We start from the raw sequence: 12,732 nt of genomic DNA on the forward strand, positions 1-12,732 counted from the left end.
CTTTATAATTTCAGAGTTTTATCGATCCTGACTTTTCAAACAGTTTCTAAAAGACTTCACCAGAAAATTCCTATCATTTTGCGTGATGTGGCGTGTGGGCGATCACATGGTGGCGGGCGTGATGTGCTGCCCTGTCAATGTGCTGGGGCAGGCGATAGGATATGCCAGCTTTTTTATATGGGATGGTCATGGCGCATTCTTCTTCCTCCCGCCTCGTGATTCTGGCGGCTCTGGGGGGTAATCTTCTCGTGGCGGCGACCAAGTGCGTCGCGGCCTATATCACCGGCAGTTCCTCTATGCTGAGCGAGGCGATCCATTCCCTTATCGATACCGGGAACCAGGCGCTGCTGCTGGTGGGAATGCGGCGCGCGGCGCGTCCGGCCACGCTTGCGCATCCGTTCGGCTATGGGCTGGAACTGTATTTCTGGACCTTTGTCGTTGCCCTGCTGATTTTCGGGCTGGGGGCTGGCATTTCGTTCTTCGAGGGCGTGACCCACATCCTTCACCCGCAACCAATGGCGCATGTGCTGGTCAATTATATCGTGCTGGGGCTGAGCATCCTGTTCGAAGGATCGGTCTGGGTCATGGCGCTGCGTGCGTTCCGTCGTCATGGCAAGGGCCGTCTTGGCTGGGTCGAAGCCGTACAGCGCAGCAAGGACCCGACCGTCTTTACCGTCCTGTTCGAGGATACAGCCGCGCTGGCGGGCCTGTTTGTGGCGCTGGTGGGCAATGTGCTGTCGGAAACGCTGGATATGCCGGTGCTGGATGGTGTGTCCTCCATCATCATCGCGCTGATCCTTGCGGTGACGGCTGCTTTCCTGGCGCGCGAATCGCAGTCGCTGCTGACGGGCGAAGGTGTGGCGCCCGAAGTTCTGGCGGCCCTGCGTCGCATGGCGCTGTCGGCGCGTGGGGTGGACCGCCTGAACGAAATCCGTTCCATGCATTTCGGGCCGCGCGATGTGCTGGTGGTCATCAGCATTGATTTCCACAATGACCTGTCCGCAGGCGATGTGGAGGCAACGGTGTCCGAGCTTGAACGCCAGATCAAGCAGACCTATCCCGAGGTCACGCGCGTCTTTATCGAGGCACAGGACAACCGCAGCCAGCAGCCGGCCGTCATCCCGACCACGCCGTGATGCATGTGAAAGCTGCTGGTGCGCCTGAAAAGGCAGGGCAGGCCCCTTTCCCCTGAATAAGGATACACAAGAGACTGTTTGAAAAGATAAGTCCGATAAGACATTGAAATAATAAAAGTTTTTGGTGAAGCTTTTTCCAAAAAGCTTCGAAAGACATTGCCTTTTTCGATCGAAAGGCAACACCAAAAACCTTTGAAAGATGTTGCCTGTTAAAAAGGAGGCAACATCCAGTGGGTTGCGGCCATGCCATTATCAATGGGGATATTTTCGACCAATCTCCAAACCAGGGTGATGCCCGGAAATATCAGTGCTGTTCGGCACGGTGCCGGGGGCTTGTCATGAAAGGTCCATAATCAGCCAACAAAGTCCGCCGCCGCATATCCCTGTGCGAATAGCAGAGTACGCAGCGTGGTATGGTTGACCTGGCTGCTGATCGCCTGTCGCACGGCAGGCTTGGCATGGAATGCGATGCCCAGCCCCGCTTCGCGCAGCATGGCAAGGTCGTTTGCCCCATCGCCCACGGCCATCGCCTGTCCAATATGCAGCCCATGTGCCAGCGCCAGCCTGCGCAGGTGCGCAAGCTTTGCGTCGGGGCCAAGGATCGGCTGCACGACCTTGCCGGTCAGGTGGTCGCCCTCGATCATCAGGGTATTGGCGTGCTGTTCGTCAAATCCGCACTTTTCCGCCACGCGGGAGGTAAAGAACGTGAACCCGCCCGATACCAGCGCCGTGTGTGCGCCATGCCTGTTCATCGTGCGCACGAGTTCCCGCGCACCGGGATTGAGACGTACGTCCTTCCATGCCGCTTCCAGCAAAGTGGCGGGCATGCCGCGCAGCAACCCGACGCGTTCACGCAACGCGGCCTCAAAATCCATTTCCCCGTTCATGGACTGGCGCGTGATCTCGGCAATGCGTTCCCCGATACCCGCATGCCGTGCGAGGTCATCCAGCGTTTCGCAATCGACGATGGTGCTGTCCATGTCCGCAACCAGCAGTCCCTTGCGCCGTCCATGGGCGGCAACGACGATGGCGTCGAGGGCGCGGCGCGAAAATTCCTCGCGCAGGGGGGCAATATGCGGCATGTCGCCCGTGCCGGGCGCGGGGCACGGGATCTCGACCGCTTCGCCTGCCGACAGGATGGTGGGGGGTCCCCCCCCGGTCATGTCGCGTGCAGTGGCAATGTCCGCCGTGCTGAGCGATGTGGCGTCGCGATGCGCGACAAGGACGAGGACGTGGGTCGGGGAGGAGGAGGATTCAGCCATGATGTCCGGGCATGTGGCAGGGATGAGATCATGACGCAAGGCACCGAAACGGGCCTGCGTCCCGCCGTGATCGTGGCAGGCCCCACCTGTTCGGGCAAGTCCGCGCTGGCGCTGGCGCTGGCGCGCGTGATTGGCGGCACCATCATCAATACCGATTCGATGCAGGTCTATCGCGAATTGCGCATCCTGACGGCCCGCCCCACGGTGGCGGAGGAAGCATTGCTGCCGCATCGCCTGTATGGCGTGCTGCCCGCGGCACAGGCGGGGTCGGTCGCATGGTGGCGCGAACAGGCCCTGCATGCGGCGGATGAGGCATGGCGGGCGGGGCGTATCCCGGTTTTCTGCGGTGGGACGGGGATGTATTTCCGCGCCCTGACCGACGGTCTGGCCGATATTCCTGACCCGCCCCCCGAAATCCGGGCGGAAGCCCGGGCTGCCGTGCTGGCCGAAGGTGGCCCCGCGATCCATGCCCGCCTGATGGCGGTCGATCCCGAAACCGCGTCCGCTCTGCGCCCCGGTGATACGCAGCGCATCGCGCGCGCGTGGGAGGTCTGGCGCGCGACGGGGCGGGGCCTGTCATGGTGGCGCACGGAATCGGTACTGCCGCCGTTGTCCGCGCGTTTTGTCTCCGTGCGCCTGTCGCCGCCGCGTGACCTGTTGCGGCAGGCGATTGCCGCGCGGTTCGTGGCGATGATGGAAAATGGTGCGGTGGAGGAAGTGCGCGCCCTGCTGTCATGCGACCTGTCGCCCACGTTGCCTGCGATGCGTGCGCATGGCGTGCCCGAACTTGCCGCCATGCTGCGTGGGGAGATGTCGCGCCAGGACGCCATCACTCGCGCGGTGCAGGTTACGGCGCAATATACCAAGCGCCAGTCCACATGGTTTGCGCACCATTCCCTCGCCGCGGAGGCACGGACCTGTCTCCATGACGGCAGAATCACATCAGGTGCGCAACAAATGGAAAGAGATAAGCGGAAAATTATTTCTTTTGTTATTAATTGCATTGACGCCGGGGGCCGCTTTCGCTTAAACCCGGCCCACATTTCGCCCGCTGGGGGTGCCGTCCTTCCTGACGGGACCGGGGCGAAGGAGTAAGGGACATGAACGCAACAGTGCAGCATACCGCCATCCGGCCCGACGCCCGCGCCACGACTGTGGACCCCACCGTCATGTCCGGCGCGGAAGTACTGCTGCGTGTTCTTCAGGATGCGGGGGTCGAGGTCGTCTTCGGCTATCCCGGTGGGGCGGTCCTGCCGATCTATGACGCGCTGTTCCGGCAGGATGCGATCCGCCATGTCCTGGTCCGTCATGAACAGGCCGCCGTCCACGCGGCGGAGGCATATGCCCGTTCCACCGGAAAGGTGGGCGTCGTACTCGTCACCAGCGGGCCGGGCGGTACGAATACCGTGACCGGGCTGATGGATGCGCTGCTGGATTCGATTCCGGTCGTGTGTTTCACCGGGCAGGTCGGTGTGCCCCTGATCGGGACCGATGCCTTTCAGGAAGCGGACATTACCGGCATCACCCGTCCGGCGACCAAGTTCAACTACCTCGTGCGCAGGGCGCAGGATATCGCCCCTGTCGTGCAGGAGGCATTCCATATCGCGCGGACCGGGCGTCCGGGGCCGGTTCTGGTGGACCTGCCAAAGAACCTGATGGTCGGTCCCGCCCCCTATGTCGAACCGGCGCCCGTCCTGCATCCGTCATACCGGCCCCGTTTCGAGCCAGAACGTGCCGCCGTGGCGCAGGCTGTCGCCGCGATGAAGGCGGCGCGCCGTCCCCTGTTCTATACCGGTGGGGGCGTCATCAATTCCGGCCCCAGGGCGGCGGAGCTGCTTGGTCGCCTGGTGCGGATGACAGGTTTCCCATGCACCTCCACCCTGATGGGGCTGGGCGGGTTTCCCACCACGGACCGGCAGTTCCTTGGCATGCTGGGCATGCATGGTTCGTACGAGGCGAACCTTGCCACCCATGACTGTGACGTGCTGGTCGCGCTGGGGTCGCGCTTTGACGATCGTGTCACAGGACGCCTTGATGCGTTTTCGCCGGGATCGTTCAAGATCCATGCCGATATCGACCCTGCGCAGATCGGCAAGATCGTGCCGGTTGACCTTGGTATCGTGGGGGATGCGGGTCGCATCATCGAAATGATGATCGAGGAATGGGAACGTACCCCCACCCCTGCGGCGCAGGCCGGCGATATCGCGCAATGGTGGGCGCAGATCGGTGAATGGCGCGGTCGTGACAGCTTTGGCTTCCGTCAGGACATGACCCCGTCCGCCATCATCCGCCCGCAATATGCCATCAGCCGCCTGTATGAAATGACGCGCCAGACCGGACGTGACACCTATGTCTCTACCGAGGTGGGGCAGCACCAGATGTGGGCGGCGCAGCATTTTCAGTTCGACCGGCCCAACCACTGGCTGACGTCGGGGGGGCTGGGCACGATGGGATACGGCCTGCCTGCCGCCGTGGGCGCGCAGGTTGCCCATCCCGACGCGCTGGTGATCGATATCGCGGGGGAGGCATCCACCCTGATGAACATTCAGGAACTTGGCACGATCGCGCAGTACCGCCTGCCGGTGAAGCTGTTTATCCTGAACAACGAATATATGGGCATGGTGCGGCAGTGGCAGGAACTGCTGCATGAATCGCGCTATTCCGAAAGCTATAGCGCGGCGTTGCCGGATTTTGTCCGCCTTGCCGAAAGTTTCCATGGGCGTGGCCTGCGGGCGACATGCGTGGGCGAACTTGATGGCGTCATCGCGGACATGCTGGCCCATCCCGGTCCGGTCGTCGCGGATATCCGCGTTGCACAGGAAGAGAACTGCTATCCCATGATCCCTTCGGGGGCGGCGCATAACCAGATGCTGCTTGGCCCCGATCAGGATGATGGGGTGGAAGTCAGCGCCGAGGGACGGATGCTCGTCTGATCCATCCCCATGGAGCGGTTGCGCCGTTCCGGTCCGTCTGTCATGTCCCGCACCCGGTCCTGGTGGCGGGGCGGAAACCAAAGTGCAGGAAACAACATCATGACCACCCAGCAGGAGGTTGAAACCTCCGCGGTCATTTCCATACTGGTCGAGAACGAGAGCGGGGCGCTTGCCCGTGTGCTCGGCCTGTTTTCGGGGCGCGGCTACAATATCGAAAGCCTGACCGTCGCCCCGGTGGATGAAACGCGGCGCATGTCGCGCATCAATGTGGTGACGACGGGCACCCCCCACGCCGTCGCACAGGTCAAGGCACAGTTGGAGCGGCTGGTCCCGGTCTATCGTGTCGCGAACCTGAGCGAGGGCGGCCCCCATGTCGCGCGTGAACTGGCGTTGGTGAAGGTTGTCGCAACCGCCGAGGCCCGTGCCGAGTCCCTGCGCATTGCCCAGGCGTTCCGTGCGCGCGTCATTGACACGACGGCCACGTCCTTTGTGTTCGAGCTGACCGGCTCGCCGGAAAAGCTGAATTCGTTTATTGACCTCATGCGTCCCTTGGGGCTGGCTGAAATATCGCGTACCGGTGTCGTCGCGATCAGCCGGGGCCCGGAAACGCTGTAACGCAGGTCCCGGTTTTTTCCTTCATTTCGAACAGTTTACTACACAGGAGTATTCCCATGCGCGTGTATTATGATCGCGACGCCGACGTGAACCTGATCAAGAGCAAGAAGGTCGCCATCATCGGCTATGGCAGCCAGGGTCACGCCCATGCCAACAACCTGAAGGACTCAGGTGTTTCGGACATCGTCATTGGCCTGCGTCCCGAATCCAGTGCCGTCGCCAAGGCCGAGGCCGCCGGTTTCAAGGTGATGACCCCCGCCGATGCGGCCAAATGGGCCGATGTCGTCATGGTCCTGACGCCCGACGAAGGGCAGGGCGCGCTGTATAAGGACGCGCTGGAAAAGAACATGAAGCAGGGTGCCGCGCTGGCATTCGCGCATGGCCTTGCGATTCATTTCCGCATCATCGAGGCGCGTCCTGACCTTGACGTGTTCCTGATCGCGCCCAAGGGCCCCGGCCACACCGTGCGTTCCGAATACCAGAAGGGCGGCGGCGTCCCGTCGCTGGTTGCCGTGGCGCAGAACGCGTCAGGCAATGCGCTGGAAATCGCGCTGTCCTATGCCTCTGCCAATGGCGGTGGGCGTGCGGGCATCATCGAGACGACGTTCAAGGAAGAGGTCGAAACCGACCTGTTTGGTGAACAGGCCGTGCTGTGTGGTGGCCTGGTGGAACTGATCCGCGCCGGTTTCGAAACGCTGGTGGAGGCGGGCTATGCGCCGGAAATGGCGTATTTCGAGTGCCTGCATGAAACGAAGCTGATTGTTGACCTGATCTATGAGGGCGGCATCGCGAACATGAATTACTCCATCTCCAACACTGCCGAATATGGTGAATATGTCTCTGGCCCGCGCGTCATCACGCCGGATACCAAGGCGGAGATGAAGAAGATCCTGACCGATATTCAGGATGGTACGTTCGTGCGTAACTTCATCCTTGAAAATCAGTCCGGTAACATTGGGTTCAAGGCGACGCGCGCGCGTAACAACGACATGCAGATCGAAAAAGTGGGCGAGAAGCTGCGCGCCATGATGCCGTGGATCGGCAAGAACAAGCTGGTGGACAAAAGCCGCAACTGATCGCGCGCCAAGGTCACTGCATTATCGGGGCCATTCCCATGGTCCATCGCGAACGCCGTCCGGGTTTCCGGGCGGCGTTTTGCATTGGGGGCACATGCTGCGGGTTCGGCAGGTACGGTCAGGGGTATGGGACATGGGGTATGGCTCATGGGGGAGGCGATGAATTTATTGTATTGTCCCGGTGCGTTCTGCAGGCGTGACAGGCGGGGGTGTGCAATGCAACCATGGGCATGGCCTGTGATGGGCTGGTTGCAACTGTGACGGAGTTATCTGCCAATGGTGGATTTTGTGATTCCTCCCCCCACCCAGCCCACGGTTGGTGTCAGCATGACGGAGGCGCTCTTTCCCGTGCGCCGAATCTGGTGTGTGGGACAGAACTATGCCGCCCATACGCGTGAAATGGGGGGGAATCCCGAACGGACGGAACCATTTTTCTTTGCCAAGTCGGGGGATGCGGTGGTGCCCGGTGGCGGCCTGCTGGATTTTCCCGTCGCGACGTCCGACCTGCACCACGAGGTCGAATTGGTGGCATGCATCGGGCGGCATGGGGAAAATATCGCGGCGGACAAGGCGCTGTCCCATATCTATGGCTATGCCGTGGGGCTGGACATGACACGCCGTGACCTGCAGGCGGTTGCGAAGAAGGCGGGGCGTCCATGGGCGTTGGCCAAGGGATTTGATCAGTCCTGTCCCATTGGCACCATCCGTCCGGTTTCCGAAATCGGCCATCCGGCGAAGGGGCGCATCAGCCTGAGTGTGAATGGCGAGGAACGGCAGGTAGGGGACCTGTCGGACATGATCTGGTCGGTGGCGGAAATCATTGCCGCCCTCAGCCGTTTTGTCGCCCTCGCGCCGGGCGATCTCATCATGACCGGCACGCCATCGGGCGTCGGCCCGGTGGGACGCGGTGATGTCCTGCACGCCGTATGCGCGGGGGTAGGGGAACTCAATATCACATATGGCAGCTAGAGCAGATCCTGTTTGAATACGTGCATTCAAACAGGTGAAGATGCTCGTAAAAACCATCAACCGGAGCATTTTCACCGAACCGGTTTTCGGTGGAAACGCTCTGGCGCGCCTGACCCGTCCGTACCCGTCACGCACGGGCCATCATCCTTTCATATCATCCGCACGGGAGAGACAGATCATGCATTATCGTCAGCTTGGGCGCTCCGGCCTGCGCATTTCCACCTTTACGTTGGGAACGATGACTTTTGGCGGCAAGGGAGACTTTGCCAAGACGGGGGATACCGACCTTGCCGGGGCAAAGCGCCAGATCGACATGTGCGTGGATGCCGGGATCAATATCTTCGACACCGCCGACATCTACTCCGCTGGTGTGTCAGAGGAAATCCTTGGCGCGGCGCTGAAGGGCCGTTCGTCTGACCTGCTGGTCAGTTCAAAGGCCCGCTTCACCATGGGGCCGGGGGCAAATGATGCGGGATCATCGCGTTATCACCTGATCAGCGCGTGTGAAGCCAGCCTGAAACGGTTGGGGCGTGACCATATCGACCTGTATTACCTGCATGAGTGGGACGGTCAGACGCCGCTTGATGAAACGCTGGAGGCGCTTGATACCCTGACGCGCAGCGGGAAGATCCGCTATGCGGGGGTTTCGAACTTTTCCGGCTGGCACCTGATGAAGGCGCTGAGTACTGCGGAACGCGATCGCCTGATCGCCCCGGTGGCGCAACAGATTTATTATTCCCTTCAGGCGCGTGAGGCGGAATATGAACTGCTGCCCGTGGCGGTGGATCAGGGGATTGGTGTGCAGGTCTGGAGCCCGATGGCCGGTGGTCTGCTGTCGGGCAAGTACCGACGTGGCAAACCGCAGCCAACCGGCACCCGCCAGATCGAGAAATGGGGCGAGCCCCCTGTCTATGACATCGAAAAGCTTTATGACGTGGTCGAAGTGCTGGTTGCCATCGCGGCGGAGCGCGGGGTTTCGGCGGCGCAGGTCGCGCTGGCCTGGGTGGCGCACCGTCCTGCCATTACCTCGGTCGTGATCGGGGCACGTACGGATGCGCAGCTTGCCGATAATCTGAAGGCTGCCGAACTGAGCCTGAGCGCCGAGGAGATGGCACGTCTGGACAAGGCCAGCGCGCCGCCGGTGCTGTATCCATACTGGCATCAGGCCAGCACCGCATCCGACCGCCTGTCGCCTGCCGACCTGCTGCTGCTGGCCCCCACGATCGCGGAACGCGCGAAAGACGGAAAGGCCTGAGTCCCACATGCTGTTCCCCCTGCCATTTCGATGAAAGGGCAGGGGGCGTTTGGGGGATAATGTTTTGTGGGGGCAGTATGGCGCCTTCCCCGCAGATCACGGCATTAATCAACAGGCCCGTATATTCGTAGGCTCGGCTGGCACTGTTATCTGAATGACGGATCGTTTCATTCAATGGCAAGGATTTTCCGAAATCTGGGAATTATTCTCTCTCGTGGCATGAAAACCTTGTCCGTATTGTCTTTATCACATGTTCTGCCGGTCCGGGGATCAGGCGTCATGATTATGGGGTCTCATATTCATCGGAAGTATTCTTGATGAAATTCAGGAATTAAATATATTATTATTCTGCAATGGGTGTCGTAATCTGGCGTAATTTACGTATCATCCGTTTTATAATTCATGGCGAAAGAACTGTATTACCCAGACCCAATGACCTTGGCCCACGTGCTGGAGCAGAAGGATCAGGGGCAGTTATATCAAGCCGATGGTTTGCCTCTATTCCTGAAAATCTGCGGCTCATAAAGAATTTGTGGCCTGTTCAGGACATCGAATGCCTGTCGATGGGGGCAGCCTTAATCATGATCACAACCTTGATCGCAGGATACGCGTTGTGCGAATGGCCGCCCGGAGAAGAAGTCACGCCAGCCTTGATGCAGATTAAGTAGCATCTCACCAATCAGTGATCATACTGGGATGATGGATGTGGCCGATGCTGCGCAGGATTGAAAGAGGGGCATGGAAACATGGGAGTGTCATCTTGTAATAACATGCATCCATACCCAATTGTGAAACCAGCCGCTGTGCCGTTGCCTCTCTTTATGGGACGGCAGCAGCGGACCTGATTTTGTCGCCTGAGGATATAGGGACGGGGGATTTTATGAATATCGAGAAATTTACGGAACGTTCGCGCGGCTTCCTTCAGGCTGCGCAGACTATTGCCATGCGGGAATATAATCAGCAGCTTACGCCTGAGCATTTGCTCAAGGCGCTGCTTGATGATGATCAGGGGGCCGCATCCGCGCTGATCCGCGCCGCCGGGGGACAGCCGCCGGCCATCGCCGCTGCCGTGGACACGGCGCTTGCCAAGCTGCCGAAGGTGCAGGGCGGTGGCGCGGGACAGCCAAGTGCTACGCCAGATCTCGTGCGCCTGCTTGATGCCGCCGAACAGGCCGCGCAGAAGGCCGGGGACGAATATGTGGCGCAGGATCGCCTGCTTGCCGCCATTGCGGCATCCGAAACGCCTGCCGGTCAGGCGCTGCGGGCCGGTGGTGCCACGCCGCAGGCTCTGGACAAGGCCATCGCAACCATCCGCAAGGGACGCACCGTGACCAGTGAAAACGCCGAAGCCAGTTTCGATGCGTTGAAGAAATACGCCCGTGACGTGACCGAGATCGCCTTGCAGGGCAAGCTTGATCCCGTCATCGGCCGTGACGAGGAAATACGCCGTGCCATTCAGGTGCTGGCGCGCCGCAGCAAGAACAATCCCGTCCTGATCGGTGAACCCGGCGTGGGCAAGACCGCGATCGTCGAGGGGCTGGCGCTGCGTATCGTCAATGGTGACGTGCCAGAGGCACTGAAGAACAAAAAGCTGCTGTCGCTTGATATGGGCGCGCTGGTGGCCGGGGCGAAATATCGCGGGGAGTTCGAGGAACGCCTCAAGGCCGTCCTGAAGGAGATCGAGACCGCCGAGGGACAGATCATCCTGTTCATCGACGAGATGCATACCCTTGTCGGTGCGGGGCGCTCGGACGGGGCGATGGATGCTTCCAACCTGATCAAGCCTGAACTGGCCCGCGGCGTGCTGCATTGCATTGGTGCGACGACCCTGGATGAGTACCGCAAGTATATCGAAAAGGATGCCGCCCTCGCCCGCCGCTTCCAGCCGGTTTATGTGGGTGAGCCAACAGTGGCCGATACGATTTCCATCCTGCGCGGGATCAAGGAGAAATACGAACTCCATCACGGCATCCGTATTTCCGATGGGGCGCTGGTTGCGGCGGCGACATTGTCGAACCGTTACATCACCGACCGGTTCTTGCCGGACAAGGCCATCGACCTTGTGGATGAGGCCGCAAGTCGCCTGCGTATGGAAATCGACAGCAAGCCCGAAGAGCTCGACGAACTCGACCGTCGTCTGATCCAGCTCAAGATCGAGCGCGAGGCCATCCGTAAGGAAGACGACGCTGCCAGTAAGGAGCGGCTGGTCAAGCTTGAAGCCGAACTGTCGGGCCTGCAGGAAAAATCCGATGCCCTGACCGCCGCCTGGCATGCGGAAAAGGATCGCGTCAACGCGGTGCAGAAGCTGCAGGAAGAACTTGATCAGGTGCGTTCCGATATCGAGGTCGCACAGCGTCGGGGCGATCTGGGGCGTGCTTCGGAACTGATGTACAGCCGTCTGCCCGCGCTTCAGGCGCAGATCGCACAGGCACAGGAAGAAGCCGATCAGGCCAGCAAGGGCGCAGGTATGGTCAGCGACACCGTGACCGATCAGGGTATCGCCGCCGTGGTCTCGCGCTGGACCGGTGTGCCGGTGGAACGCATGCTCGAAGGCGAACGCGCAAAGCTGCTGCGTATGGAAGATGAACTGCGTAACAGCGTGGTCGGGCAGGAACCTGCGCTCAAGGCGGTATCTGATGCCGTGCGTCGCGCCCGTGCCGGTCTGCAGGATCCTAATCGCCCCATCGGGTCGTTCCTGTTCCTTGGTCCGACGGGCGTTGGCAAGACCGAATTGTGCAAGGCGCTGGCCCGCTTCCTGTTCGATGACGAGAAGGCGTTGCTGCGCATCGACATGAGCGAGTTCATGGAGAAGCACGCCGTATCGCGTCTGGTTGGCGCACCGCCCGGTTATGTCGGGTATGAAGAGGGTGGCGTCCTGACAGAGGCCGTGCGTCGCAGGCCGTATCAGGTCATCCTGTTCGATGAAGTCGAAAAGGCGCACGAGGACGTCTTTAACATCCTGTTGCAGGTGCTTGATGATGGGCGGCTGACGGATGGGCAGGGGCGGACCGTGGACTTCCGCAATACCCTTATCGTGTTGACCAGCAACCTTGGCTCTGATGTTCTGGCGCACCTGCCCGATGGGCAGTCCGTCGATACCGTACGGCCCGAGGTCATGAAGGTGGTGCGTGAGCATTTCCGGCCGGAATTCCTGAACCGCCTGGATGAAATCATCCTGTTCGCCCGCCTGCAGAAGGCGGATATGGGCAAGATCGTCGAAATCCAGATCGGGCGACTGCGTAAGCTGCTGGCGGATCGTAATATCACGCTGGATCTCGATAAGGCGGGTGAGACATGGCTGGCGGATGCTGGATACGACCCGATCTATGGCGCGCGTCCGCTCAAACGCGTGATCCAGCGTAGCCTGCAGAACCCGATGGCGGGGATGCTGCTGGCCGGTGACATCCATGATGGTGAAACCGTGAAGGTGTCATCTGTTTCTGATCACCTGACGATTGACGGGCATGCGGTTGATGGTGAGTGAGG

Annotated in this window: 10 protein-coding genes; 9 read left to right on the forward strand and 1 reads right to left on the reverse strand. The window is 60.6% G+C overall.

The annotated features are described in order from the left end of the window. Together B7G66_RS18375 and B7G66_RS05150 are read left to right on the forward strand one after the other, a co-directional pair. The coding region (locus B7G66_RS18375; RefSeq protein ID WP_206778186.1) for a hypothetical protein at positions 1-219 on the forward strand (219 nt) is incomplete at its 5' end. Next, entirely contained in the window at positions 189-1,136 is a 948-nt protein-coding gene (locus tag B7G66_RS05150; RefSeq protein ID WP_040511146.1) for a cation diffusion facilitator family transporter, read from the forward strand. The genes B7G66_RS18375 and B7G66_RS05150, both read left to right, overlap by 31 nt. 353 nt (positions 1,137-1,489) lie before the next feature. On the opposite strand, the gene serB is transcribed toward B7G66_RS05150, so the two are convergent. Beyond that, on the reverse strand, positions 1,490-2,398 hold the full coding sequence (serB, locus tag B7G66_RS05155; RefSeq protein WP_040511144.1) for a phosphoserine phosphatase SerB: 909 nt from the start codon (positions 2,396-2,398) through the stop codon (positions 1,490-1,492). 30 nt (positions 2,399-2,428) lie between these two features. Between serB and miaA the strand changes: the two genes are divergently transcribed. The 7 genes from miaA to clpB all read left to right on the forward strand — a co-directional run bounded on the left by miaA (position 2,429) and on the right by clpB (position 12,730). Further along, positions 2,429-3,493 carry a tRNA (adenosine(37)-N6)-dimethylallyltransferase MiaA gene (gene miaA, locus B7G66_RS05160; RefSeq protein ID WP_003616485.1) on the forward strand — a complete coding sequence of 355 codons (1,065 nt, stop codon included), beginning with the start codon at positions 2,429-2,431 and terminating at the stop codon, positions 3,491-3,493. A gap of 5 nt (positions 3,494-3,498) precedes the next feature. Then, on the forward strand, positions 3,499-5,331 hold the full coding sequence (gene ilvB / locus B7G66_RS05165) for a biosynthetic-type acetolactate synthase large subunit (RefSeq protein WP_003616482.1): 1,833 nt from the start codon (positions 3,499-3,501) through the stop codon (positions 5,329-5,331). Between the two features lie 99 nt (positions 5,332-5,430). Then, positions 5,431-5,946 carry an acetolactate synthase small subunit gene (gene ilvN / locus B7G66_RS05170; RefSeq protein ID WP_003616478.1) on the forward strand — a complete coding sequence of 172 codons (516 nt, stop codon included), beginning with the start codon at positions 5,431-5,433 and terminating at the stop codon, positions 5,944-5,946. A gap of 56 nt (positions 5,947-6,002) precedes the next feature. Then, complete coding sequence (gene ilvC, locus B7G66_RS05175) at positions 6,003-7,022, forward strand: ketol-acid reductoisomerase (protein ID WP_003616475.1); 1,020 nt, start codon at positions 6,003-6,005, stop codon at positions 7,020-7,022. A 276-nt stretch (positions 7,023-7,298) separates the two neighbouring features. After that, the gene (locus B7G66_RS05180; RefSeq protein ID WP_003616473.1) at positions 7,299-7,991 is read left to right on the forward strand and encodes a fumarylacetoacetate hydrolase family protein; all 693 of its coding nucleotides are present in this window, start codon (positions 7,299-7,301) and stop codon (positions 7,989-7,991) included. 178 nt (positions 7,992-8,169) lie between these two features. Beyond that, positions 8,170-9,246, forward strand: coding sequence for an aldo/keto reductase (locus B7G66_RS05185; RefSeq protein WP_040511139.1), 1,077 nt, complete (start codon positions 8,170-8,172; stop codon positions 9,244-9,246). Positions 9,247-10,126: 880 nt separating this feature from the next. Next, positions 10,127-12,730: an ATP-dependent chaperone ClpB gene (gene clpB, locus B7G66_RS05190; protein WP_048858889.1), complete on the forward strand. Its 2,604-nt coding sequence runs from the start codon at positions 10,127-10,129 to the stop codon at positions 12,728-12,730. Positions 12,731-12,732: the final 2 nt, after the last annotated feature.

Source organism: Novacetimonas hansenii JCM 7643 (assembly GCF_000964405.1).
Classification (GTDB): domain Bacteria; phylum Pseudomonadota; class Alphaproteobacteria; order Acetobacterales; family Acetobacteraceae; genus Novacetimonas; species Novacetimonas hansenii.